The organism is Idiomarina tyrosinivorans (genome assembly GCF_003987475.1).
GTDB lineage: Bacteria > Pseudomonadota > Gammaproteobacteria > Enterobacterales > Alteromonadaceae > Idiomarina > Idiomarina tyrosinivorans.
Map to the genome: position 1 here is coordinate 254696 of NZ_PIQH01000001.1, position 23779 is coordinate 278474.

Sequence of the window (23779 nt, forward strand, 5' to 3'; positions counted from 1 at the left end):
ACAATCACTTCTTAGCAGGCGCCAGAACCATAATCATCTGGCGACCTTCAGCCCGTTTTGGGAACGACTCAACAGTTGAGATTTCTTGCAAATCGTCTTTAACACGATTCAACAATTCAATCCCAAGCTCTTGGTGCGCCATTTCTCGGCCACGGAAACGAACGGTGACTTTCGCTTTGTCACCTCCCTCTAGAAAGCGAGTCAGGTTGCGCAGTTTTACCTGATAATCGCCTTCATCAGTGCCAGGACGGAATTTGACTTCCTTAACCTGAATCTGTTTCTGTTTTTTCTTCTGTTCCTTTTGATCTTTACTTTTTTCGTAGAGGAACTTCCCATAATCCATCAAGCGACAAACTGGTGGCTCTGCATTAGGACTGATTTCTACCAAGTCCACACCGGCTTCTGCAGCCTTATCCAGTGCCTCTGCTAAACTGACAATACCAGCCTGCTCGCCGTCCGTGTCGATTAAGCGTACTTCATCGGCACGAATTTGGTCGTTGATACGGTTTTTATCAACAGCTTTCTGAGATTTTCTTCCGCCTTTAATGGTTCATTCCTCCAAAATTATTGATCAATGGTGCGCTCAGCCACTTGTTTTTCCACGCTTGCGATAAAGTCATCTAGGCTAAGTTTTCCTAGGTCTTCACCCTTGCGTGTGCGCACGGCCACCTCGTTTGCCTCGACTTCTTTATCGCCGACAACGAGTAAATAAGGAACACGTTTAAGAGTGTGCTCGCGGATTTTAAAGCCTATTTTCTCATTTCTCAAGTCGGCTGTCGCGCGAATTCCCTTTTTATTCAGGGTTTTCGTGATATTTTTTACATAATCGGCCTGATTATCGGTAATATTCATCAAAACCACTTGCGTTGGCGCCAGCCACAATGGGAAGTGCCCTGCATATTCTTCGATCAAAATTCCGATAAACCGTTCTAACGAACCGACAATGGCACGGTGAATCATCACCGGCGTGTGACGTTCGTTATCTTCACCTACGTATGTGGCGCCCAAACGGTTCGGTAACACGAAGTCTAATTGCACGGTACCGCACTGCCACGCCCGGCCTAAGCAGTCATACAAGGTGAATTCAATCTTCGGCCCGTAGAAAGCACCCTCGCCCGGCAAATATTCAAATTCAATGTCATGGCTCTTTAATGCTTCTGCAAGGGCCTTTTCCGTGCGATCCCAAGTTGCATCGTCGCCTAAGCGCTTCTCTGGACGCGTCGACAACTTAACATCGACTTTATCGAAGCCAAATGTGCGGTAGGTGTCGTACACCATCGAGATACAGCTCGAGACTTCTTCCTGCACTTGCTCTTCGGTACAGAAAATATGGGCATCGTCTTGGGTGAAGCCACGCACACGCATCAACCCGTGTAATGCACCCGATGGCTCGTTACGGTGGCAACAGCCAAACTCTGCCATTCGCAATGGCAAGTCGCGATAAGACTTCAAACCTTGGTTAAAAATCTGCACGTGCCCTGGGCAGTTCATCGGCTTAATTGCATACTCGCGTTTTTCCGATTCTGTAGTGAACATGGCATCGGCATATTTATCCCAATGGCCTGAGCGTTCCCACAGGGTGCGGTCCATCATCAATGGGCCTTTCACCTCTTCGTATTCGTATTCGTTCAGCTTTTCCCGAACAAAGTCTTCCAACTCGCGGAAAATTGTCCAACCGTTATGGTGCCAGAACACCATACCTGGGGCTTCTTCCTGCCAATGGAATAAATCTTGTGCTTTACCAATTTTACGGTGGTCGCGCTTTTCAGCTTCTTCCAAGCGTTGTAAATACGCTTTTAATGCCTTTTTGTCGGTCCACGCAGTACCGTAAATACGCTGCAACATTTTGTTTTCTGAGTTGCCACGCCAATACGCACCCGCCACCTTCATCAGTTTAAAGTGCTGGCAGAATTTCATGTGAGGCACGTGCGGGCCACGACACATATCAATGTATTCTTCGTGGTGGTAAAGTCCTGGGGTCGCATCTTTTGGAATATCTTCATCCAAGATCGCGACTTTGTAAGGTTCATGACGTTCAACAAAGGTTTCCCGTGCCTGCTCCCAGCTCACCACTTTTTTGACCACCTGATACTCGGTTTTAGCCAGCGCTTTCATCCGCTGTTCAAGCTTATCGAGATCTTCTTGGCTGATGGTGTGGTCTAAATCGATGTCGTAGTAAAAGCCATTATCGATAACCGGGCCAATCGCCATTTTCGCATCCGGAAATAGCTGCTTCAGTGCGTGCCCCAATAAATGGGCGCATGAGTGGCGAATAATGTGCAGGCCATCAGCATCTTTTGGGGTGACAATCTCAACGGCAGCGTCTTCTTGAATAAGCTCACAAGCATCGACTAATTCGCCATGAATGCGCCCCGCCACTGTTGCTTTAGCAAGGCCAGGGCCGATATCTTCGGCAACTTGCATAATAGTGACAGGTTTATCGAATTGGCGTTGGCTACCATCGGGGAGAGTAATTAACGGCATGAAATATCCCTTTGTACAGTGGTGACACCTACCAAGTGCCACGTGCGAAAAAACTTTGCAGCTCAGGCAGTTAGAAATAAGGCCTGAGAACAACGAAAATCTGACGTTCGGTACCATCGAACGGAAAACGCTACTATAATCGACCGCCTCAATCACCGCAACCCTAGGGCTGTAGATGGAAAACCTCGTGGGCCAACTGGCAGCGCTGTGTGCTGCTGGCTTTTGGGCTGTCGCTACATTGTTGTACCACCGCGCTGGACACCACTTTTCGCCAGTGCAGTTAAACTTGGTTAAAGGCGTGATCGCGACACCGCTGCTATTACTGTTCGCCTACTTTGGCGGCAGCGCGTTGGTCGCGTTCGACAATACCCCTGGGGTACTCCTCCTGATCAGTGGCGTAATCGGCATTACCATTGGTGATAGCTGTTATTTTGCCGCACTCCGGCGCTTAGGGCCGTGGTATGCGATGTTACTGGAATACTTGGCGCCGCCCCTTGCGGCTGCCCTAGCTTGGATTGCCCTAGGCGACACCTTGGGTCCATGGCAGCTTATCGGCTCTACGGTAACCTTAATGGGGGTGCTCACCGTGGTAATCGAAAAGCCCAATGGTGAACGCCAACGGCTATCATTATCCGGCGTACTATTCGGTATATCCGCTGCCGCTTGCCAAGCGGTGGGCTTGGTGATGTCGTTTCACGCCCTGCAAAGTTTCGAAGTGAGTGCCGCCAACGCGGCATTGTTACGATTGTTTGCTGGCACAGCGGCACTGAGCATCATGATTATTGCTTGGCGGCCGCGCTTGCTGCCGGAAACCTTGCACGCGTTTCGTAAGGTCAGTGTGCTGCCGTTACTGTTAGCGGTGATATTCGGCACTTTCTTGGCCATTTGGCTACAGCAGCAAGCGATTGCACGAATAAACCCGGGTCTTGCTCAAACCTTACTCGCCACGGCTCCGTTGTTTATGTTGCCGATAGCCTGGTGGCAACAGCAAACGCCGTCGCTACGTTCAATCAGCGGCGCAATAATTGCCTTAGCAGGCATCGGCTTACTGTTTTTAACGCCCTCGTGAGTGGCAAATTAGCCTAGAGCAACCATACTCAAAGCATCATTGAATGAACACGAGGAGTCGGTGATGCAAAACGACAACATCAAGAACACCACCGTTAAGTGTCCGCACTGCGGGCACCACACGCATTTGGTGTTAGACCCAACAGAGGGCGATCAAGATTACCAAGATGAGTGCGCAGCCTGCGGTGAACTCATCCACGTACACATGGAAGTTGACCAGCTACGCGAGAAAATTCGGGTCAAACTCGACGGCAACGACGAGCAGTTTTATTGAAGTCCATCGCGTTGCAGCATCCGTTTTACCGTGGCAACAATCGTCATGGTTTGCTGATCCATCTCTATATTCAGTGCACTGCCCGGCTGTGCTTGCGCCAAGTTGGTTAGCCGCAGGGTTTCTGGAATAAGGTGCAAACTAAAGCGGTTTCCATCGACTTCTCCCACCGTTAAGCTTGCGCCGTTTACGGCAATAAAGCCTTTACTGAACAAATACTCTTGGTGCGGCTCAGGAAGTTCTATCCAAATCGCCCAATTGTCTTCGCTTTTACGCACATCTACGACCTTACCCACGGTATGAATATGCCCTGACACATGGTGGCCACCGATCTCGTCGCCGACTTTTAATGAGCGTTCGAAATTGACGTTATCGCCCTGCTGCAACTGGCCCAGATTGGTTAACCGCAAGGTTTCATCAATAACATCGAATTGCACATGGCTATCGTCGAATGCTACCGCCGTTAAACAACAGCCGTTAATGGCAATGCTTGCGCCTTTTTCCAGCGCAATGAGGAACTGGGGTTCCACCTTTAACGTCAATTGCCTAAACTCGTGCTTATCGGTAATCGCATGAACAGTGGCTTGGGTTTGAACAATACCAGTAAACATAACTACAGAACTTTTGGCGAGTTAATCATAGCCCGTAGTTTACGTGTTTTTACGCGTTATGACTACGGCTGCTGGCTAGCAACGCTGCTGCTGGCGATTGCTTTGACTGGCTGCCAGCCCAACCGTGAAATTAGCGAGACGTGGCAAACTTATCAAAGCCGCTTAGCCAATACCCTAGCCATTACCACTCCGCCCTCCACTGAATTTAACCAAAATCGTTGGCGTTACCCCGCGCGGCGCGAGCTATTCCAAGCGCTGCCGCCTGTGACCATGAATTTTCTTGATAGCTTTCGCTTAGGTCACTGCCGCGCCGCACAATTACTCGCTAAACGCAACAGTGCCCTTGGTAAGTTGCAACAAGGCGTTGATGGCTACTTACACAGCGTGCAACTGATCGAGTCGCTGGCAGCTTGTGTTGCTGAGGGTGATTTAGATCGAGACGTTGCAAGCGATTTACGTGCAGTGATAGCAGCCAAACGGCAGCAACGTGAGCAGGCTTTGGCGAATGCATTAGCAACAGATGATGCGCTGCGTTATGCACTTACCCCCGCAACAACGGGGTTAGTGCAATTAGACCGCGCGGCGCTACAGCCCGAAGCCGCAGCGCTAAAAAACATTGTTAGCCAATTGCAGGCTAGCCTGCGCGGCGATGTTGCTGACGATGCCGAGCAATGGAACCAGCGCTTAAAAACCCTCGCACAACAGCGTTACCTGCCGCAACTCTGGCATAGCGCTATTGTTTTGACCGAACGCATTAACGCACTCACCCCACAATTAACGCAGATCAGTGAACTTGCTGGCTGCACGCACAAGGGACAACCCAAACGCGCGACGGTCGCAAGAACCCTATTCCTTAAATTCTTCAGTGCTGGCGTGCAAAAACAGTCGGCTGAATTGGTGTACCAGCTTAACGTTATTGCTCCAAGCCTGGCGCAACTCCAGCAATTGAGCAATCAACCAAAGCTAATGCAGCACATACAGCGCCTACAACACCTTGCTGAAGCACTGACCGCCGCGAACCGCGCGCATGTGCAACCTTGGCAACAGTTCTTTGCCGACTGTGGCTTCACTCCTGGGCAATCTGGCGCCTGAACGAGGCAAATAGATGAAGAAATAGGCAAACGCACAGGCAGCCTAAAAAAAGACTTGCGTGGCGGCGGCTGAATCACTAATATACCGCCCGTTCCAAACGCTTACTCAAGCGCATTGTGCGTCCGTAGCTCAGTTGGTTAGAGCGCTGCCTTGACATGGCAGAGGTCGGTAGTTCGAGTCTACTCGGACGCACCACTTTCTCCTGTTTTTATCCTTTCCTTTTGTTTTTTCTCGAAATTAAAAAAAACCATAGTTAACAAATGTCACTATAATTGCTCGTGGCAATCGAGCGTGTCAGAGACCACCGAAAAGCTGGCAACGGTGTTGCAGCGCTTTGCGATTTAGCACTTTAGGTAGGTAGCAGTGGAAACAGCCAAGGCGAAAATGCCGAGTAAGCGCGCGTGGTGGATTCTGGCCATTTGGCTGTTGGCCACTACGATATTTTTATTCTGGTGGCGGTTAATCAATTACGGGGTGTTTGATCCACATTCGGCGTGGTTGGATAATGCGCCACTGACGGTTAGCGGAGAACAAACACCGTTAACCGGCAAGCATATCTACCATGTGCGCTCAGGGTGCTATTGCGACGTGTTAGCAAACCGCCATGTGGATTTAATGGCGGCCTACCCAGACTACCAACAGCACCGTGTCAGCGCGACAGACATGCGAAAAATGGGTATTCCAGTGCCGTCAACGCCAATGTTAGTGGTGGTTGAGCAAGGCAACGTGATTTATGCCGGGCCTTACGCGGCGGGGCCGAATTGCAGCCCCTCCGCCAGTTTTATTCCACAAATCATTGGCCCGGAAAGAAACATCACCACACCTTGGTATAACGGTAATGTCAGTGCCTGCCGTTGCGCAGAAACGGCTGGCTGACACAGATAATTAAGCGCTGCATAGTTCCCTAAAATTAACAATATTGCAACTTTTCTTGTATTAGAAAGATCAGAAGGTAAAATACCGTTTTTAACTTGGGTTACAGGATGTAGCTGTGTTGTTTAAACGTATTTCGATGAGAATCATTTTGGGGTTAATGGGCAGTGTGCTGTTAACCGGTTGCGCTTCAACTACCGCGGACATTGATAAAACCGCCGCGACGAAGACCAGCAACAGTGCACAACCATGGAACGGCCCGACGCTTGACGTTGCCCGCTACGGTCATGCTGCAGCCGCCGACAATGAAAACATTTACGTATTCGGCGGCGCTAATAAAGATGGCTTTTTATCCAGCATCGAAATCATAGACCCCAAAACTAACCAGGCTACACTGCTGGAAGATAAAATTATTCCACGCCGTTACTTTACTGCGGTTTGGGACGGCAAACAGTCAATTTACTTATTCGGTGGTATAAGTCTGCGTAATGGAAAAGTTCGCCAAGAACCCACCGTCTAAGTCTTTAATACCCACACCCATAAAGTGACCACAACCACACCGATGGTTCTACCACGGCGCACTAATAGTGGTGTTCGGATTGGCGATAAAATTTATTTAGTCGGTGGTACAGCCTATTACCCGACCTACCATGAACGAGGCTTCAGACAACACGCGACGGCAGTATTAAGCGTATTCGATTTGCACACTAAGCAATGGGCCCCCTTGCAAAACCTACCGGCGTCGCTTGATACGCGTGCGGTAAAATTCAAGGGCATGGTCTGTGCCATGGGTGGCTACGATGGTTACCACACATGGAAAACCTTCCAGTGTTATAACACCAGAACCGGACAATGGGGCTTAATGCCGGATGCGCCACTGCCCGCAAGTGCACACTCGCTCGCGGTGCATGAGGATAAACTCTATGCCTTTGGTGATTACACGCAGATGAGCCAAGTGGAAATGTACAATGCTGCAAACCATCAATGGTCACAACCAAGCATACCGTTTCAACCCGCTCGCCACGCCGCCGCGGTGACTTTTGGCAATGACATTTATGTGATCGGCGGCAACACTGGCAGCAACGGCCCGTACTTGGACAAGATACAAGTGTTCTCCGTGGCAAACTAAAAACTGGGCACCTAGCTTGAGTGCCCTTTTCCTTTCTTAACCGCCGAATCGCTGTTACGGGCTGGTCTGCGCCGTTGTTGCCGACGAGGCTGTTGGGTCTTTTTCGGTGGTGGCGTTTTGCCGTTCAGTTCAACCTCGGTAAATCCCGCCAACGAACGGCGCTGAATAGGTTGCCCGATTAACTTTTCAATGGCTTTTAAGGTTTTGAACTCCTCATCCATCACTAATGAAATAGCATGCCCCACCTGCCCGGCGCGGCCCGTACGACCAATTCGGTGCACGTAGTCTTCAGCCACTTGCGGCAAATCGTAGTTAATCACATAGGGCAACTTATCGATATCCAAACCACGTGCGGCAATATCGGTAGCGACCAACACTTGAACATCACCCGCTTTAAAATCCGCTAACGCTTTGGTTCTTGCACCCTGGCTTTTATTGCCGTGAATGGCTGCGGCTAAGAAGCCGTCGCCGTTAAGCTGCTTTACCAAACGGTTGGCACCGTGCTTGGTGCGCGAGAACACAATCACCTGCGGTAGTTTGAGATCACGCAATAACTGCATCAGCATGCGCGGCTTTTCGCTTTTCTGCGCTGGGTAAAGTTCTTGCTCGATACGTTCCGCAGTCGAATTCGGTGGCGTTACCGAAATTTCGACCGGATCATTCACTAAACCTTTTGCCAGCTTGCGAATACTGTCGGAGAACGTCGCTGAAAACATCAAGTTTTGACGCTTCGCCGGCAACAGCCGCACAATCTTTTTAATATCATGGATAAAGCCCATATCTAACATGCGGTCGGCTTCATCCAGCACCAACACCTCAAGCTTGGGAAAACGCACCGCATTTTGTTGGTATAAATCCAATAACCGCCCTGGTGTCGCGACCAGAATATCGACCCCCTTACGCAGCTTCATCATTTGCGGGTTAATCTTTACCCCACCAAACACCACCGCGTAGTTTAAGCGTAATTCGGCGCCATAGGTTGCCACGCTCTCGCCCACCTGCGCAGCCAGCTCGCGCGTAGGCGTTAAAATAAGCACCCGTGCAGTGTTGGCTTTCGCCCGCTCACCGTCTTTAAGCTTCTCTAAAATCGGTAAGGTAAAGCCCGCCGTTTTGCCCGTGCCTGTTTGCGCCGCCGCCATCACGTCTTTACCGGCAAGCACCGGAGGAATGGCTTGTGCTTGAATGGGGGTTGGTTCGGTATAACCTTGGCGTGTAAGGGCGGTAAGGATTTCAGGGCAAAGCTGGAGTTCAGAAAATGTCATGTATAAAAGTGCAACGTAATAATTATAAGAACCACCATTCTACCCTACCACAGCGTTAGACGCAGTTTATTTCCGCTAGGTGGCCATCTACGCACCGAAGATCTCGCTGTAATCGAAACTTTTTATGCAGTTGGCAGTCTTTAGGTATGCTTAATTACATTTTTTTAACATCACGTAAGGGAATACACCGATGACAGCATTAAGATACCTAATGACGGCGGTATTGCTCACCGCTCTGACCGCCTGCAGCAGTATACCGCTGACTACCATGGTTAAACTCATGAACCTTAACCCATTAACAACCAACCCGAAAAAGCTATTAGTCGCAGTAACTGGGGACGAAGACATTGAAATAACCAGCGGCGATGTGGTGCTTGATTTTAGTTTCCGTACCGATGACCCCAATGTGAGTTTTAATCATCACTTTCCTGTAGTGACCTACCCTAATTATACAGTCCCGAGCGAGTTACAGGATGAAATAGATAGCGGTGAACGTATTACCATAATGCACCTGTCCGATACTGATGCCGCAACCATGCTGGCCGACCAGCAAACGATAAAACGTTATCGAGAAAAGCACGAAAACGGCGGTGCCGGCAGCATTAACGTAAGACTGGTTTCTGCCTGCAAAAAAAGCCGAGAAACCCCAGAAAATTCGGAACTCAACGTTTATCTAAAAACCGAAAACGACACGGAATTTTTCTTATTCTTGGAAGACATCGATCTTGAAAGTCTTGATGAGGCGGCAGGTTGTGATGCTGGTCGATAACATTCGATAGTCTGGTGAAAACGTCTGTTTTGTGCCAATAGCGGACGTTAACGCCGCAAACAGTGGCAGTTTTGAGTGGCTTATAGCGTAACGACGGGACTCTTAAAACTGTCCGACCTCTTTGTTTTAAAATGCAGCACCGGCATTACAGGTTTCCGTTCTTTAACCATGACCCCACTACAACCTCAATTATTCGTTCGACCTGCACCGAATCTTTGGAGCTACCGCCGTGCGCCTCTAGGGCATCGAGAGTTTTTATGGCTATATATCTCGCCTGAGATTTGGAGACCGCATACCTAGACTGGATCTTAGTAGCAGTTCTTTTAATCAACACGTTTCCGTACTTTTCTTCTGCGTTCACTATTACCCCGATATCATGTAACGCCCACCTAAACGGAGAGAAAGCTGTTGCGAGTCGAGCGGTCGCAGGAGGCAATATTTAAGGCGTTTGTTAGGTTTTTGCAATGTACGCATATATAGCCAGTTCAGCTAGTAAATACCATAATACACATGCGAGCGAAATTCCGACGGATATAATTACTTCCTTTTTACCGTAATGTTCTTTTTCAAGTCGTCGACTAAAAATAATGAAGCCAACAATGAAAAAACAAATTAGATAAGGAGGAATGAAAACTCGGAAACCTTGTAGGTTTGACGCAATAGCCATTTGCGGTGCAGCAATAAGCGCTCGAACAACAAACGTAATTATTGCTGTCAGATAAATAGTACGAAATGGCTTATTTACCCTAAATAATCGATAACGCTTCCCTAACCACTTTAAAAAAATGACAGGTATCAAGGTAATAACAAGAAACCCAACGCAGATAACCAGCCCGATCAGAAAGAATGTAGGAACAGAAGTCATAATTGAGACCTAACGCCAAGGTAATGGCCACCAACGGAGAGGAGCGTAGTTCGCGTCCCGTTGACCACCTTGTTAGCTTTCGATTTGTTTAATTTTTTCAAATATAGACTCAGCTACTTCAAGGCTAGCAATATCAATGTTATCCCACGTCGAAATAGGCTTCCCATCTGTGGGCAGCGCCTGCAATTCTCCATAGGGTGAAGCTGTCCAAGCACAAGGCCTAAGAATGACTGGTATTACAACTGCTTCGCCACTCGCACTCCTCTTCAATGCCTCTTGGCCCTCAATTTCGTAGCAATAACGAGAATCAATAAAGTGCGGGCTGAGGAAAAGTAAAATGACCTTGGCGTCTCTTAAACGGTCATCAATCGTACCTTTCCACTGATCTCCCGGAGGAATCATGCGATCGTACCACTTCAGCAAATATCCTTCCTGCTCATAAACGATCATCTGCCTTCTAACTTCATCCATAAGTTGTTCATCTTCGTGTGCATACGAGAAGAATATTTCGATCATGCCTGATCCTTTTTGAAAGCTAACGCCGCATTCAGCGGCTCGTCCGCTGCAATGCATTGTTAGGCATTTCTATGCCTGTTGTGATGACATGAAAGTCGCCACCGTCAATTTTGTATAGTTCCTTCACAGGGTCATAGAACAAGTTTAAAGTCCCAATCTCACACTCGAGAAAATCGTCGCCCAACAATTGCCCAAGTCGATGCAATTTACCATCCTCCTTGATTCTCGTTCGATCCCCTTCGGCCTGAATTACATCTTTCGCTCGGCAGGCTCCATAGCTCACGCTATTAAAGTCTATTACTATTCCTCCAGGTGTGTATTGCTCCATGTCCCTAACCTGATCGGAAAGTTTCCTATTTTTACCTTTCCAATTTTTCTTTGACTGAAAAGGCAAACCTTTAGAGCGAATCACGTTCCCATTTGCATCGTAAATACGAATCTGGAATATCCCATCCGAGCCATATATGCGCTCAGGCGCGTTCTTACCCCTACCTCTTAATTTTGTGTATCCAATGTCAACCGTATAAAGCCCTTCCGGAGTGGAAAACTTCTGATTTCTCGGCATCGCCACGGCCTGACCCAGCGCTCCAGTAAGGGCATCTTCATCTCCAGAGTTCATCCCGAAAGTGCTTTCCGCATCTGAAACAGCGGCCAAGTATCTATCTCGGAGTGATTCCATTATAAATTCTGGAAGGATGTCTCTCATATTCGCCTAACACTTGTATATTGTGCATGCTCAATTAAATTCTAACGAGCGCATAATACCTAACTTTGATTTTTAGTTATGTAATTGATAGTAAAAGACTTAAATACACAACACAATAACAAAACTTGCAATAACGCAGAGATAAGTGTGCTGTGCCTAATTCGCCCCCAAACTTACTAATGACAGGAAGGCGAGTAACCAATTAAGTTCAACAAAATCCCAAGGGCCGGTCTTCGCTCAAAGCAGACTCTCAATGATCGCCACCAAAAGTCTTAAACCTGCCCCAACGTCTGCTTTCCGAACTGCCGTTTGATAACTTGATAGCAAAAATAAATAATAAATCCGGGGCCTAGAAAAATCGACTTATAGGAGAAAGTTTGGACGTAGGTTGTTGGAAGTGTCTCACCTAATATCCAAGCAAAGGATAGTATTAACGCAGAAAGACCAAAAATAAAAAGCAGGCAAACAGATAAGGCTCTGGTTGCCGTTGGATAACGGCGTAACAAACCACCTTTTGCAACGCCTCTGTACAAAAGGATGTAAAAAGTGGCTATCAGAATATTAGCGAAAAATAATGGGTCATCCATTCACTTAGCTTTGATATGATTAACTAATATCCCCATCATTTCAGACAATCTAAGCAAGCACAAGCAGGATAAAACATGCCTTTTACCATTCAGCAATTAAGCTGGCATAAGCGCCGCAAGGCGACGGTGGAGCCGCAACCTGTGGCTATTGAAGTGCCTGACTTTAAAAAGCAGGTGAACCATCTGTGTGATATTACGGTGCAATTCGATAATGGTGAGAGGTTGGTGCTTACTGGGCGCGTCACTCAACACCCGATTACTGGCGTGTGGTCGGTGAATGGCATCAATGGTAGCGGCCAAGCGGTGTCGGCGCGCTACCATGATGAGGGCTAATTAATCCTCTTGGTCAGAGAAAATGTCTTCAATCGGTAGTTGGAACAACCGAGCGGCTTTAAACGCCAACGGTAAACTGGGATCAAACTTCCCGGTTTCTATGGCATTCACCGTCTGCCGCGATACTTCTAGCGCTTGTGCGAGATCGTTTTGGGTCCAATTACGCTCTGCCCGTAACACCTTTAAACGATTTTTCATTGGTACTTCCTCATGCCCAAAAGCAACGCCACAATATAAGTTACACCCAGCAATAACATAAGGTGGGAGATATCAAACTGAAAGCCGATAACGCCCTGCTGCTGCAATGTGGTCGCTGCTAAGCCTAACACCACGCTAATGCCTAAGGCTAAACTCATTGCTTCTAACTGCACTTTGCGTTGCAGTTCATCTTGGTTTCCCAAGTGGCGTTTATTGGCAATGATCATCGCCACGCCCAAAATAATATTAATCACCACCGAAACAATGCTCAGCGCTGAAGAAGCCCACAAGTACGAAGGGTCAAAGGTGGCAAGCGCCAAACTGAGCACCCATAATCCAGTCCATAAAGCTAACGAGCGGTTCGATTGACATTGCTGTTGTTGCCAAGAGGTTTTGCTATTCATAGGTAAATCCTTATTGTCATAAAGTAAAGTGTGCTTTACCAAGATAGCGCAACCGAAATTTATGTCAAGCACATTTGACATAAAGTTAATAAAACTTTTCTTTTACCTTTACCAAACCCATAAAAAAGCCCCGGGGCATAACCCCGGGGCTGGTACTTTCCTACCGCGCTTATTTCACATCAAAGCGGTCAGCATCCATCACTTTCACCCAAGCGTTAACGAAGTCTTTCACAAACTTCTCTTGGTTATCGTCTTGTGCGTACAATTCCGCATAAGAGCGCAAGATGGAATTCGAGCCGAACAACAGGTCAATACGCGACGCGGTCCACTTCAGCTTATCACTGGCGCGATCCCGCACTTCGTAATGGTCACCGGCCTTTTTCCAGGTGTTATTCATGTCGGTCACGTTAACGAAAAAGTCGTTGGTTAAGGTGCCCACACGGTCGGTAAATACGCCCTGTTGCGATTCGCCGTAGTTAGCGCCCAGCGCTCGCATACCGCCAACCAATACCGTCATCTCTGGCGCGGTGAGCCCCATTAACTGAGTACGGTCGAGCATGAGCTCTTCTGCCGGTACCGCGTAATCCTTTTTCAGGTAATTGCGGTAACCATCGTGCAGTGGCTCTAACGGCTCAAAGCTTTCTGCATCGGTCATCTCTTCCGTCGCATCACCACGGCCTGGGGTGAACGGTACAGTGATGTTATAACCGGCATCATGCGCGGCCTTTTCAACCGCCGCCGTACCACCCAGCACAATCAAGTCTGCTAAGCTCACCTTTTTATCTAAGCCTGCTTGCAGCTTTTCAAGTGTTTGCAGCACCTTCGCCAGTTTCGCCGGTTCGTTGCCGTGCCAATCTTTTTGTGGCGCTAAGCGAATGCGCGCACCGTTGGCACCACCGCGATAATCTGAGCCACGATAAGTTCGGGCGCTGTCCCACGCGGTCGAAATGAGCTCGTAGCTGGTCAACCCGCTACCGAGTAGCTGTTGCTTAAGGTCTGCTATTTCTTTATCCGACAAGGTGTAGTCCACTTTCGGAATCGGATCTTGCCAAATCAAATCTTCGCTCGGCACATCAGCACCCAGATAACGGTCTTTTGGCCCCAAATCACGGTGCGTCAGCTTAAACCATGCGCGGGCAAAGACTTCACGGAAGTATTCTGGATCGTTATAGAATTTTTCCGAAATTTTGCGATATGCCGGATCAACCTTCATCGCCATATCGGCATCGGTCATAATCGGATTATGGCGAATCGATGGGTCTTCCACATCTACCGGCTTGTCTTCCTCTTTAATAGCCACCGGTTCCCACTGCCAAGCACCGGCGGGGCTTTTCTTGCTTTCCCACTCATGGTTTAACAATAACTCGAAGTAACCGTTATCGAATTGTGTTGGGTGGGTGGTCCAGGCGCCTTCTAAGCCACTCGACATGGTGTCGCGGCCTTTGCCTTTTCCACCACTGTTACGCCAACCCATGCCCTGCTCTTCAACATCTGCCGCTTCTGGCTCTGGGCCAAGATTTTCTTCTTTGCCGTTACCGTGGCATTTACCTACGGTGTGGCCGCCAGCGGTCAACGCCACGGTTTCTTCGTCATTCATTGCCATGCGCTTGAAGGTTTCGCGCACGTCTTGCGCGGTGCGCATGGGGTCGGGTTTACCATCTACACCCTCTGGGTTTACGTAAATCAAGCCCATTTGCACTGCCGCTAGCGGGTTCTCTAACGAATCGCGTTGCTCATCAGAGGCATAACGGTTCTTGGTTTCCGCCAACCATTCTTTCTCGCTACCCCAGTAAATGTCTTCTTCTGGGTGCCAAATGTCTTCACGGCCACCGGCAAAGCCAAAGGTTTTTAAGCCCATGGATTCATAGGCCATATTGCCCGCCAGAATAAATAAATCCGCCCATGACAATTTGTTGCCGTATTTCTTTTTAATCGGCCACAGTAAACGGCGTGCTTTATCCAAGTTTACGTTGTCGGGCCAACTGTTTAGTGGCGCGAAACGCTGGTTGCCGGTACCACCGCCGCCGCGGCCATCGGCCAAGCGGTATGAGCCCGCTGAGTGCCATGCCATGCGGATCATTAAGCCGCCGTAATGGCCCCAATCTGCTGGCCACCACTCTTGGCTGTCGGTCATAAAGTCTTTAAGGTCTTGCTTCACCGCTTCCAAATCGAGTTTTTTGAATTCTTCTGCGTAGTCAAAGTCTGCGCCCATGGGGTTTGCTTTGGTGTCGTGCTGACGCAAAATTTCCAGCTTTAACGAATTAGGCCACCACTGAGTGTTGGTTTTACCTGTCGAGGTCATGCTGCCGTGCATGATTGGGCATTTACCGCCTGAATGTGAATTACTCATAACGTCCCTTGCTGTTTCTGTTGAATCACTCGGTGAATGAATAAGTGAATGATTTTGTTGGCGTAAGTATTGTTCTGTTCATTAAAGCGTCTACCTAATTCCTACGCCCTTTAGGTGTATTTAGATTTATAGCAACGGCTAGGGAAATAGCCAAAGGGATTAAAGCGGTTAGCCTCATAGAGTTAGCCGATTGCCCACTGTCATGTCCGCTCCCAACCCCGTTATTCCTTGCTTTTCAACCACTAAGCTTGCTCGGTTTGGGACAAAACAAACACCCTTTTACCACCTTTTTACTGGGAGACAATGCATGGAAAATGGATTCGAAAAACTCGCTCACTGCGTTTTTGCCTGCTTAGTATTGCTGCTTTTAGGCACAGCAAAGCCCGCAGTGGCGCAACAACAAAACTGGAATAATGTTGACCTTTCTTACCAGCGCGACAGCGTGAGTAGTAAGGGCAATAGCCAAGATTTTCAAGGTTTTGGTATTGGCGCAACCATGGCGCTAACCAATAATGTGTTGGTACTGGGCGATTATCATTCGCTCAGTAGCGATAAGCCAGCATCACTCGATTATCAAGAATGGTTAGTCGGCGTTGGTTACCGCCAAACTGTCAGCCCCAACACCGACGTTTATGCTGCGGTTCGTTACGACCGTCTCAACGCCGATGCGGGTAATAATTCTGCCGTCAATGACGGCATTGCCGTAGGTGCGGGAGTGCGCTCCAGTGCAAGCCCTGGCTTAACCTTGCAAGCACATGTGGACTATTCAATGATGGAATTAAGCAACGCTTGGCGTGCTGGCGTTGGCGTATTGCTTAACCTTAGCCAGCAATTCTCTATAGGCATTGGTTATGAGCGCCTTGCCGCGAGTGACACCGATGAAACCATAAACTCGCTTAACGCCACGGTGCGTTACCACTTTTAATGGCCTATAACGTGTTGAAACAGTGCGGCTTGTATTTGCACACAGGCCGCTTATTCCCTTATGCTGATAACTACACGACTTCTTTAACCTGCAGGTTAACAGCATGTTCAGCCATCGTTTGTTTATTGTCGCCCTGTCATTGATTGTCAGTGGTTGCCAATTTGGCGAAGATTCCCAAGCTTTCGGTACGGTTGAGCGTGAACGTTTCACCTTATCCGCCACCGCCGACCAAGTGATTACCGAGGTCTATGCCGAACAAGGGCAAACACTGCAACAAGGCGACCCGATTCTGCAATTAGATCCGCAACTTCAGCAACCGCGGGTGGCACAAGCTCAAGCGCAGTTTCAGCAAGCGCAGGCACGCCTGAGTGAATTACAGAACGGTAATCGCCAACAGCAAATCGCCAGCGCTAAAGCCGAGCAACAACAAGCGCAAATAGAACTCGCAGAAGCACAACGGCAACTCCGCCGGCAGCAGGCGCTGGTTCAGCAACAACTGGTCTCAGAGCAGCAACTAGAACAGTACCAATTGGCGGTTGATGTTGCCGAGCAGCGTTTGGCCCGCGCAACGCAACAATACCAATTGCTCCGCGAAGGCAGCCGAACTGAAGTCCTTCGCCAAGCAGAGGCGGCGGTCGCAAACGCGCAAGCGGCTGTGACTGAACAACAGCGGCTGCTAGACCAGCTCACTGTGCGCGCCCCACGTGCGGCGTTGGTGGACGATATTCTTTATTACCGCGGAGAACGCGTGCACAGTGGCACGCCAGTGGTGTCACTGCTAGCACCGGACTCAGCTTATGTGCGGGTCTACTTGCCGCAAGCATGGTTAAGCGATTACCAAGTGGGCGACCAGGTGCAGTTAACGGTTGATGGTCGCCAGCAGCCACTCACTGGCACTATCCGTTGGATCAGCGCGGAAGCCAGCTTTACCCCGAATTTTGCCTTACATCAGCAAGAACGTGCGCGGTTGATGTATTTAGCCGAAATTACGTTGTCGGGAGACGTCACGCTGCCATCAGGCACACCTGTTCAGTTGCACCACAATGGCTGACGTGGTTATTCAAGCGTCGGGGTTAACCCGCAAATTTACCGACGTGACCGCCGTGAATGCATTGGACTTACGCGTCGAGCGTGGACAAATTTATGGCTTTCTAGGGCCTAATGGATGCGGCAAGTCTACCACCATTCGTCTGCTCACAGGGCTGCTTACGCCGACCGAAGGCGAAGTTGAAGTATTGGGCTATGTGTTACCCAAGCAGGCCGAGGCGCTGCGCCAAAAAGTGGGTTATATGACCCAACAATTCTCACTGTATCAAGATCTCAGCGTGGTAGAGAATTTGCGTTTTGTTGCGCGCATCTATGGCATCACCGGTGCAGAACAACAGCAGCGTATTGAACAGCTACTGCAACAATACCATTTAGAAAATAAAGCAGAGAGGCGCGCTTCGGCATTGAGTGGTGGTCAACGCCAACGCTTAGCGTTAGCCGCCGCTGTGGTGCACAATCCCCAGCTACTGTTTCTCGATGAACCCACCGCAGCCGTGGATCCAGAAAACCGTCGCGATTTTTGGGAGCGGTTATTTGACCTTAGCGATGCCGGCACCACCATTTTGGTCTCTACCCACTACATGGACGAGGCCGAGCGCTGCCATCGCATTGATATTTTAGAACAAGGCCACAAACGTGCCGAAGGTGCACCCGAGCAGCTTATGCAAGAGCTCCCCTGCGAGGTGTTTGAATTACGTGGTGATGGGCTGCGCAATGTGCGTAAACAATTGATGCAAGAGCAAGCGGTACTCTCTACTGCCCAAATTGGGCAAAGCTTACGGGTGCTGGTTAACAAGCAACAACAGCAACCGCAGCAGTGGCTAGAACAACAACTATCCGGTGAAATAGACGTCCAAGCGGTAAGACCATCGCTAGAAGATGTGTTTGTTGCTAATACAGGAACCCGCCATGTTAGCCGCGATTAGAACCTGGGCGATTGCGGTAAAAGAATTCCGCCAACTATCACGTGATCGCATTACCTTTGCGATGATTGTAATGATCCCGCTGATCCAGCTCATGCTATTTGGGTATGCCATCAATACCGAGGTTCGGCATGTGCCGAGTGGCGTTGTTAACCTTAGCCATAGCGCCGTTGCTCGGCATGTGATTGCCGACCTGCAAGCATCTAAAACCGTTAACTTTATTAATAGTTACGATTCGGTTAAGCAAGCCGAAGATGCGCTCCGCCGCGGCGATGTGCACGCCATTTTATATTTACCCAGCGACTTTCTGCGGCGCTTCGAAGAGTATCGCCTAGGCATTAGCCAACGCCCGGTGGCACAGTGGATAACCGATGCCTCCGACCCATTGCTCAGCAGTGCGATTGCCAGCCTGCGGCAGGTGCCGCTAGCAAAATCCGGATTACAGTCGAGCAATGGCTTCGCGACTCCATTTCGGGTGGTGCAGTTTTATAATCCCGAGCGCCGTAACCCAGTGAATATTGTACCGGGATTAGTCGCCGTTATTCTTACAATGACGATGATTTTGTTTACTTCTGCGGCGATCGTCCGTGAACGTGAACAAGGCAACATGGAATTTCTGATCAATACCCCAGTACAACCCATTGAGCTTATGCTGGGAAAAATCACCCCCTATGTGGTCATTGGCTTTATTCAGACCGCGATTATATTGAGCTTGGGCGCGCTGCTATTCGCGGTACCTTTGCCTGAGAATATCGGCTCTTTGCTGCTAATGACGCTACTCTTTATCACCGCCAGCCTAACCCTGGGGTTACTGATATCCACCCGTGCACAAACGCAATTGCAAGCGATGCAACTCACGGTGTTTATCCTGTTGCCGTCGATACTATTGTCGGGTTTCATGTTTCCGTACGATGCCATGCCAGTGCCAGCGCAGTGGATAGCAGAAGCCCTTCCGGCGACCCACTTTGTACGGAGTATTCGCGCCGTGGTATTGCGTGATGCGTTATGGTGGGAACTGTGGCCAGATGTGGTATTTTTGGCCGGATTCACTTTATTGGGAATGTTAGTAGCAACATGGCGCTTCCAAAAACGCCTCGATTAGTTCGCCTCAATTAAATGGCATCAACATACCACCAACGTTGGTCTTCGAACACGAATTGCGAACGTTCTTCAAGCATATCGACATCACCCCCGTTGTCGAAGAAGGCACGAAAATGTACGTATCCCTGCTCGCCACGTTGCCAATGCTCAACCAGTTGTAGCTGTAACCAGTGTGGATTGTCATCGCTGGCTAGTACTTGTGGCCGGGTGCTGGGGTGCCACGTCGCCAGCAAGTAATCGGTTAACTGTGGTTGCTGCGCCAGCAGAGCGTAAGCGGAATAGCGCGATCGCATTAGTTGCTCTGGGGTAGAAGCTGTGGCCGCTCCACGATGGAAGCGGCCACAACATTTTGCGTATTTGCCGGCCAGTTTACCGATTCCGCAGGGGCATTTCGCCATTAAAAGCTATCCCCAGGAACCCGTACCCAACCTTCCATTAACACCCGCGCACTGCGGCTCATAATGGCTTGCTTGACCGTCCACTCACCATTCACTTGCGCTGCTTGTGCGCCAACTTGGAGTGTCCCTGATGGGTGGCCAAACACGATTTGGGTGCGCTCACCGCCACCGGCAGCTTCACTGACTAAGGTGCCAGGCACTGCTGCTGCGGTCGCAATCGCTACTGCCGCGGTGCCCATCATGGCATGGTGCAGTTTACCCATCGACATCGCCCGCACTAACACGTCAATGTCATTGGCGCCGACTTCTTTGCCACTGCTGGCAATATAAGATTTGGCAGGCGCAACAAACGCAATTTTCGGGGTATGTTGTCTTGCAGCCGCTTCTTCGACATTACCAATTAAACCCATTTTCACCGCCCCATGCGCACGCAGCGTTTCAAACATCTGCAGTGCTTCTGGGTTGCCATTGATATCGTCTTGCAGCTCAGTGCCTTGGTAGCCAATATCTGCGGCGCGGACAAAGATGGTTGGAATACCCGCGTTAATAAAGGTCGCTTCCAAACTGCCAATACCGGGCACCTCAAAGCGGTCAACCACATTTCCCGTGGGGAACATTTGTTCGCCGTCGGCAGATGGGTCAACAAAAGCGACCGGAACTTCAGCGGCTGGGAAGATCACACCGTCCAGTTCAAAATCACCGGTTTCCTGAACTTCACCATTCACCATCGGCACTTTATTGATCAAGGTTTTGCCGATATTTGCTTGCCAGATGCGCACTTCACAGATGCCATTTTGTGGAATTTTATCGGCATCGATCAGGCCGTTGGCAATCGCGAATGGGCCAACCGCAGACGATAAGTTGCCGCAGTTACCACTCCAATCAACAAATGGCTTATCAATAGAGACCTGGCCAAATAAGTAGTCAACGTCGTGGTCGGCACGTTCACTTTTCGACACAATCACGGTTTTACTGGTGCTCGAAGTGGCGCCACCCATGCCATCGGTTTGTTTACCGTAAGGGTCTGGGCTACCAATCACGCGCAGCAGCAGGTTGTCCCGTGCCGCACCGGGTTGTTGTGCCCGCTCTGGCAAATCTTGAAGGCGGAAAAACACCCCTTTTGAGGTTCCGCCACGCATATACGTGGCGGGGATTTTTACTTGCGGAACTGCTGTCATAACCTTCTCCGCTTAAGCAACGCTTTCATTAATGAAATCTTGCGCGAAACGTTGCAACACGCCACCTGCCTGATAAATTGAGACTTCTTCGGCGGTGTCGAGGCGGCATTTCACTGCGACCTTGTCGCTGTCACCATTGGCACGGTGAATCACCAAGGTCAAGGTTGCGCCGGCTTCTGGCTCGCCTTCAATATCAAAGGTTTCGGTACCATCAATATTCAGCGACTTGCGGTTATCACCGCCAGTAAACTCGACCGGTAATACACCCATACCAATCAGGTTGGTGCGGTGGATGCGCTCGAAGCCTTCCGCAACAATCACTTCTACACCCGCTAAGCGTACACCTTTGGCTGCCCAGTCACGTGAAGAACCTTGGCCATAATCCGCGCCAGCAACGATGATCAGAGGTTGCTTACGTTCCATGTAGGTTTCAATTGCTTCCCACATGCGCAGGTTTTTGCCTTCAGGCTCTAACCGCGCCATCGACCCCTGAATCACTTCGCCGTTGTCGTCACGAACCATTTCATTAAACAGTTTCGGGTTGGCGAACGTTGCACGTTGTGCCGTTAGGTGGTCACCACGGTGGGTCGCGTAAGAGTTAAAGTCCTCTTCCGGTACACCCATTTTGGCAAGGTATTCACCCGCTGCACTGGATGCCAAAATCGCATTCGATGGCGACAAGTGGTCAGTGGTGATGTTGTCACCCAATACCGCTAGTGGGCGCATGCCTTTCATTGTCCGCTCTGCCGCTAACGCGCCTTCCCAATATGGCGGACGGCGAATATAGGTACTTTGTAGACGCCACTGGTATAACGGATCGTTCTTTTCGCCGTAATCAACCGACAATGAGAACATTGGGTCATAAACGGTGCGGAACTGCTCCGGTTTAACCGATGACTTCACAATGGCATCGATTTCTTCATCGCTTGGCCAAATATCTTTTAAGGTAATCGGATTACCTTGGTCATCGTAACCGAGCGGATCTTTTTCGATATCAAAGCGCATGGTTCCGGCAATCGCATAAGCGACCACCAACGGTGGTGACGCTAGGAAGGCCTGCTTCGCGTAGGGGTGAATACGGCCATCGAAGTTGCGGTTACCCGACAACACCGCGGTCGAATAGAGGTCACGATCAATGATCTCTTGTTGGATTTTCGGATCCAACGCACCACTCATACCGTTACAGGTCGTACAGGCGAATGCCACAACACCAAAGCCAAGTTGTTCTAACTCTGGCAACAGCCCTGCTTCTTCTAAGTACATTTTTACCGTTTTAGAGCCCGGTGCCAGCGACGACTTAACCCACGGCTTACGCAATAGGCCTTTACGGTTGGCATTACGCGCAATCAGACCTGCGGCAATCATGTTGCGTGGGTTACTGGTATTGGTACAACTGGTAATCGCGGCAATAATGACCGCGCCATCAGGCATTAGCCCCTCGGCTTCCGGCTCCACGTGCTTGGCAATACCGCGCGCCGCCAACTCTTCCGCAGGCAGTAACGCGTGTGGGTTTGACGGCCCCGCCAAGTTACGTTTTACGCTAGATAGATCAAACGTCAGCACGCGCTCGTATTCTGCTGCGTTCAAGCTGTCAGCCCACAACCCGGTTTCTTTCGCGAATTGTTCAACCAATGCAACTTGTTCATCATCACGACCGGTCAATTTCAGGTAATCGATGGTTTGCTCATCAATGTAGAACATGGCCGCCGTAGCACCATACTCTGGCGTCATATTAGAGATGGTTGCGCGGTCGCCAACGGTCAGCTTCGACGCGCCTTCGCCAAAGAACTCAAGGTACGCACCCACTACACGCTCTTTACGCAAAAACTCGGTCAATGCTAACACCAAGTCGGTACCGGTAATCCCCGGTTGTAGCTGGCCAGTCAGTTCTACCCCCACGATATCCGGCAAGCGAATATAAGACGCACGGCCAAGCATGACGCTCTCAGCTTCTAAACCACCCACGCCAACAGAAATAACGCCTAATGCATCCACCATAGGTGTGTGGCTATCGGTACCCACGCAGGTATCTACAAACGCCACGTTATCGCGCACTTGCACCACCGGAGACATTTTCTCCAAATTAATTTGGTGCATAATGCCGTTGCCCGGAGGAATCACATCGACGTTTTTAAACGCCGTTTTGGTCCAATTAATAAAATGGAAACGGTCGTCGTTACGGCGGTCTTCAATCGCGCGGTTTTTCTCGAACGCGTCTTTTTCAAAACCCGCGTGTTCAACCGCTAACGAGTGGTCGACGATCAATTGCGTCGGCACCACTGGGTTCACTTTCGCTGGGTCACCGCCTTTATCTGCAATGGCGTCACGCAAACCGGCTAAATCCACTAATGCGGTTTGGCCAAGGATATCGTGACAAACCACCCGCGCAGGAAACCACGGTAAATCGCGTTCGCGCTTGCGCTCGATAAGCTGCATCAAACAGGCGTCGCGTTCTTCTGGCTCACAACGGCGTACTAAGTTTTCCGCCAATACGCGCGAGGTATATGGCAAGCCATCGTAGGCTCCCGGCTTTAACTTTTCTACGGCTTCACGCGCGTCAAAATATTGCAGCGTGGTTCCCGTTAGGTTTTTCCGAAATTCAGTTTTCATTTGCTAACCATGAAATTATTCAGTCGTTGAATCAAAAGGAGCAGCACCCGGCTGCTCCTATTTTACCCTATCTGCATTG

At 49.7% G+C, this 23779-nt stretch carries 25 protein-coding genes and 1 tRNA gene; 13 read left to right on the forward strand and 13 right to left on the reverse strand.

The window, feature by feature from the left end; all coding sequences use genetic code 11:
* Positions 1 to 4: 4 nt before the first annotated feature.
* Together infC and thrS are read right to left on the reverse strand one after the other, a co-directional pair.
* Complete coding sequence (gene infC, locus CWI84_RS01235; protein ID WP_126840754.1) at positions 5 to 547, reverse strand: translation initiation factor IF-3; 543 nt, start codon at positions 545 to 547, stop codon at positions 5 to 7.
* Between the two features lie 17 nt (positions 548 to 564).
* Positions 565 to 2484 carry a threonine--tRNA ligase gene (gene thrS / locus CWI84_RS01240; RefSeq protein ID WP_126840755.1) on the reverse strand — a complete coding sequence of 640 codons (1920 nt, stop codon included), beginning with the start codon at positions 2482 to 2484 and terminating at the stop codon, positions 565 to 567.
* A 175-nt stretch (positions 2485 to 2659) separates the two neighbouring features.
* Between thrS and CWI84_RS01245 the strand changes: the two genes are divergently transcribed.
* The gene (locus tag CWI84_RS01245; RefSeq protein WP_126840756.1) at positions 2660 to 3553 is read left to right on the forward strand and encodes a DMT family transporter; all 894 of its coding nucleotides are present in this window, start codon (positions 2660 to 2662) and stop codon (positions 3551 to 3553) included.
* Positions 3554 to 3616: 63 nt separating this feature from the next.
* Entirely contained in the window at positions 3617 to 3826 is a 210-nt protein-coding gene (locus tag CWI84_RS01250) for a CPXCG motif-containing cysteine-rich protein (protein WP_126840757.1), read from the forward strand.
* On the opposite strand, the gene CWI84_RS01255 is transcribed toward CWI84_RS01250, so the two are convergent.
* On the reverse strand, positions 3820 to 4434 hold the full coding sequence (locus tag CWI84_RS01255) for a riboflavin synthase subunit alpha (protein WP_126840758.1): 615 nt from the start codon (positions 4432 to 4434) through the stop codon (positions 3820 to 3822). The two genes, CWI84_RS01250 and CWI84_RS01255, sit on opposite strands and share 7 nt — an antisense overlap.
* Between CWI84_RS01255 and CWI84_RS01260 the strand changes: the two genes are divergently transcribed.
* The 5 genes from CWI84_RS01260 (at position 4396) to CWI84_RS01280 (ending at position 7528) form a co-directional block, all read left to right on the forward strand.
* Complete coding sequence (locus tag CWI84_RS01260; protein WP_126840759.1) at positions 4396 to 5526, forward strand: DUF3080 family protein; 1131 nt, start codon at positions 4396 to 4398, stop codon at positions 5524 to 5526. The genes CWI84_RS01255 and CWI84_RS01260 overlap by 39 nt on opposite strands.
* 118 nt (positions 5527 to 5644) lie before the next feature.
* A tRNA-Val gene (locus tag CWI84_RS01265) sits at positions 5645 to 5721 on the forward strand.
* 168 nt (positions 5722 to 5889) lie between these two features.
* Positions 5890 to 6402, forward strand: coding sequence for a DUF6436 domain-containing protein (locus tag CWI84_RS01270; RefSeq protein ID WP_126840760.1), 513 nt, complete (start codon positions 5890 to 5892; stop codon positions 6400 to 6402).
* A 115-nt stretch (positions 6403 to 6517) separates the two neighbouring features.
* On the forward strand, positions 6518 to 6919 hold the full coding sequence (locus CWI84_RS01275) for a Kelch repeat-containing protein (RefSeq protein ID WP_126840761.1): 402 nt from the start codon (positions 6518 to 6520) through the stop codon (positions 6917 to 6919).
* Positions 6920 to 6943: 24 nt separating this feature from the next.
* Positions 6944 to 7528, forward strand: a complete 585-nt coding sequence (locus CWI84_RS01280; RefSeq protein ID WP_126840762.1) for a Kelch repeat-containing protein — start codon at positions 6944 to 6946, stop codon at positions 7526 to 7528.
* An 11-nt stretch (positions 7529 to 7539) separates the two neighbouring features.
* On the opposite strand, the gene CWI84_RS01285 is transcribed toward CWI84_RS01280, so the two are convergent.
* Positions 7540 to 8790, reverse strand: coding sequence for a DEAD/DEAH box helicase (locus CWI84_RS01285; protein WP_126840763.1), 1251 nt, complete (start codon positions 8788 to 8790; stop codon positions 7540 to 7542).
* Positions 8791 to 8980: 190 nt separating this feature from the next.
* Here CWI84_RS01285 and CWI84_RS01290 point away from each other — a divergent pair, with 190 nt between their 5' ends.
* Complete coding sequence (locus CWI84_RS01290; RefSeq protein WP_126840764.1) at positions 8981 to 9559, forward strand: hypothetical protein; 579 nt, start codon at positions 8981 to 8983, stop codon at positions 9557 to 9559.
* A gap of 937 nt (positions 9560 to 10496) precedes the next feature.
* On the opposite strand, the gene CWI84_RS01295 is transcribed toward CWI84_RS01290, so the two are convergent.
* The 3 genes from CWI84_RS01295 to CWI84_RS01305 all read right to left on the reverse strand — a co-directional run bounded on the left by CWI84_RS01295 (position 10497) and on the right by CWI84_RS01305 (position 12233).
* Positions 10497 to 10940, reverse strand: a complete 444-nt coding sequence (locus CWI84_RS01295) for a toll/interleukin-1 receptor domain-containing protein (RefSeq protein WP_157980978.1) — start codon at positions 10938 to 10940, stop codon at positions 10497 to 10499.
* 31 nt (positions 10941 to 10971) lie between these two features.
* Entirely contained in the window at positions 10972 to 11646 is a 675-nt protein-coding gene (locus tag CWI84_RS01300; protein ID WP_126840766.1) for a hypothetical protein, read from the reverse strand.
* Positions 11647 to 11918: 272 nt separating this feature from the next.
* Entirely contained in the window at positions 11919 to 12233 is a 315-nt protein-coding gene (locus tag CWI84_RS01305; RefSeq protein ID WP_126840767.1) for a hypothetical protein, read from the reverse strand.
* Between the two features lie 75 nt (positions 12234 to 12308).
* Here CWI84_RS01305 and CWI84_RS01310 point away from each other — a divergent pair, with 75 nt between their 5' ends.
* Positions 12309 to 12566, forward strand: a complete 258-nt coding sequence (locus CWI84_RS01310; RefSeq protein WP_126840768.1) for a hypothetical protein — start codon at positions 12309 to 12311, stop codon at positions 12564 to 12566.
* On the opposite strand, the gene CWI84_RS01315 is transcribed toward CWI84_RS01310, so the two are convergent.
* The 3 genes from CWI84_RS01315 to katG all read right to left on the reverse strand — a co-directional run bounded on the left by CWI84_RS01315 (position 12567) and on the right by katG (position 15518).
* Entirely contained in the window at positions 12567 to 12764 is a 198-nt protein-coding gene (locus tag CWI84_RS01315) for a helix-turn-helix transcriptional regulator (RefSeq protein WP_126840769.1), read from the reverse strand.
* Positions 12761 to 13168 (reverse strand): hypothetical protein, encoded by a 408-nt coding sequence (locus CWI84_RS01320; protein WP_126840770.1) that lies wholly within the window; start codon positions 13166 to 13168, stop codon positions 12761 to 12763. Before CWI84_RS01320 ends, CWI84_RS01315 begins: the two co-directional genes overlap by 4 nt.
* A 169-nt stretch (positions 13169 to 13337) precedes the next feature.
* The gene (gene katG, locus CWI84_RS01325) at positions 13338 to 15518 is read right to left on the reverse strand and encodes a catalase/peroxidase HPI (protein WP_126840771.1); all 2181 of its coding nucleotides are present in this window, start codon (positions 15516 to 15518) and stop codon (positions 13338 to 13340) included.
* 307 nt (positions 15519 to 15825) lie between these two features.
* Here katG and CWI84_RS01330 point away from each other — a divergent pair, with 307 nt between their 5' ends.
* The 4 genes from CWI84_RS01330 (at position 15826) to CWI84_RS01345 (ending at position 19515) form a co-directional block, all read left to right on the forward strand.
* Positions 15826 to 16443 (forward strand): porin, encoded by a 618-nt coding sequence (locus CWI84_RS01330; protein ID WP_157980979.1) that lies wholly within the window; start codon positions 15826 to 15828, stop codon positions 16441 to 16443.
* Between the two features lie 103 nt (positions 16444 to 16546).
* A complete protein-coding gene (locus CWI84_RS01335) occupies positions 16547 to 17494 on the forward strand; it encodes an HlyD family secretion protein (RefSeq protein ID WP_126840773.1) in 948 nt (315 codons plus the stop codon).
* Positions 17487 to 18416: an ABC transporter ATP-binding protein gene (locus CWI84_RS01340; protein ID WP_126840774.1), complete on the forward strand. Its 930-nt coding sequence runs from the start codon at positions 17487 to 17489 to the stop codon at positions 18414 to 18416. Before CWI84_RS01335 ends, CWI84_RS01340 begins: the two co-directional genes overlap by 8 nt.
* Positions 18400 to 19515 carry an ABC transporter permease gene (locus CWI84_RS01345; protein WP_126840775.1) on the forward strand — a complete coding sequence of 372 codons (1116 nt, stop codon included), beginning with the start codon at positions 18400 to 18402 and terminating at the stop codon, positions 19513 to 19515. Before CWI84_RS01340 ends, CWI84_RS01345 begins: the two co-directional genes overlap by 17 nt.
* A gap of 10 nt (positions 19516 to 19525) precedes the next feature.
* Here CWI84_RS01345 and CWI84_RS01350 read toward each other — a convergent pair whose 3' ends face one another.
* The 3 genes from CWI84_RS01350 to acnD are packed head-to-tail and all read right to left on the reverse strand — an operon-like array spanning position 19526 to position 23700.
* Positions 19526 to 19912, reverse strand: a complete 387-nt coding sequence (locus CWI84_RS01350; protein ID WP_126840776.1) for a YchJ family protein — start codon at positions 19910 to 19912, stop codon at positions 19526 to 19528.
* Positions 19912 to 21090, reverse strand: coding sequence for a 2-methylaconitate cis-trans isomerase PrpF (gene prpF / locus CWI84_RS01355; RefSeq protein WP_126840777.1), 1179 nt, complete (start codon positions 21088 to 21090; stop codon positions 19912 to 19914). Before prpF ends, CWI84_RS01350 begins: the two co-directional genes overlap by 1 nt.
* A 12-nt stretch (positions 21091 to 21102) precedes the next feature.
* A complete protein-coding gene (gene acnD, locus CWI84_RS01360; protein WP_126840778.1) occupies positions 21103 to 23700 on the reverse strand; it encodes a Fe/S-dependent 2-methylisocitrate dehydratase AcnD in 2598 nt (865 codons plus the stop codon).
* Positions 23701 to 23779 lie beyond the last annotated feature (79 nt).

Coding starts and splice junctions, on each gene's coding strand:
- thrS (WP_126840755.1), bottom strand. CDS start 2,484: ATGCCGTTAATTACTCTCCCCGATGGTAGCCAACGCCAATTCGATAAA.
- CWI84_RS01245 (WP_126840756.1), top strand. CDS start 2,660: ATGGAAAACCTCGTGGGCCAACTGGCAGCGCTGTGTGCTGCTGGCTTT.
- CWI84_RS01250 (WP_126840757.1), top strand. CDS start 3,617: ATGCAAAACGACAACATCAAGAACACCACCGTTAAGTGTCCGCACTGC.
- CWI84_RS01260 (WP_126840759.1), top strand. CDS start 4,396: ATGAACAGTGGCTTGGGTTTGAACAATACCAGTAAACATAACTACAGA.
- CWI84_RS01255 (WP_126840758.1), bottom strand. CDS start 4,434: ATGTTTACTGGTATTGTTCAAACCCAAGCCACTGTTCATGCGATTACC.
- CWI84_RS01285 (WP_126840763.1), bottom strand. CDS start 8,790: ATGACATTTTCTGAACTCCAGCTTTGCCCTGAAATCCTTACCGCCCTT.
- CWI84_RS01290 (WP_126840764.1), top strand. CDS start 8,981: ATGACAGCATTAAGATACCTAATGACGGCGGTATTGCTCACCGCTCTG.
- CWI84_RS01295 (WP_157980978.1), bottom strand. CDS start 10,940: ATGATCGAAATATTCTTCTCGTATGCACACGAAGATGAACAACTTATG.
- CWI84_RS01300 (WP_126840766.1), bottom strand. CDS start 11,646: ATGAGAGACATCCTTCCAGAATTTATAATGGAATCACTCCGAGATAGA.
- CWI84_RS01305 (WP_126840767.1), bottom strand. CDS start 12,233: ATGGATGACCCATTATTTTTCGCTAATATTCTGATAGCCACTTTTTAC.
- CWI84_RS01310 (WP_126840768.1), top strand. CDS start 12,309: ATGCCTTTTACCATTCAGCAATTAAGCTGGCATAAGCGCCGCAAGGCG.
- CWI84_RS01315 (WP_126840769.1), bottom strand. CDS start 12,764: ATGAAAAATCGTTTAAAGGTGTTACGGGCAGAGCGTAATTGGACCCAA.
- CWI84_RS01320 (WP_126840770.1), bottom strand. CDS start 13,168: ATGAATAGCAAAACCTCTTGGCAACAACAGCAATGTCAATCGAACCGC.
- katG (WP_126840771.1), bottom strand. CDS start 15,518: ATGAGTAATTCACATTCAGGCGGTAAATGCCCAATCATGCACGGCAGC.
- CWI84_RS01330 (WP_157980979.1), top strand. CDS start 15,826: ATGGAAAATGGATTCGAAAAACTCGCTCACTGCGTTTTTGCCTGCTTA.
- CWI84_RS01335 (WP_126840773.1), top strand. CDS start 16,547: ATGTTCAGCCATCGTTTGTTTATTGTCGCCCTGTCATTGATTGTCAGT.
- CWI84_RS01340 (WP_126840774.1), top strand. CDS start 17,487: ATGGCTGACGTGGTTATTCAAGCGTCGGGGTTAACCCGCAAATTTACC.
- CWI84_RS01345 (WP_126840775.1), top strand. CDS start 18,400: ATGTTAGCCGCGATTAGAACCTGGGCGATTGCGGTAAAAGAATTCCGC.
- CWI84_RS01350 (WP_126840776.1), bottom strand. CDS start 19,912: ATGGCGAAATGCCCCTGCGGAATCGGTAAACTGGCCGGCAAATACGCA.
- prpF (WP_126840777.1), bottom strand. CDS start 21,090: ATGACAGCAGTTCCGCAAGTAAAAATCCCCGCCACGTATATGCGTGGC.
- acnD (WP_126840778.1), bottom strand. CDS start 23,700: ATGAAAACTGAATTTCGGAAAAACCTAACGGGAACCACGCTGCAATAT.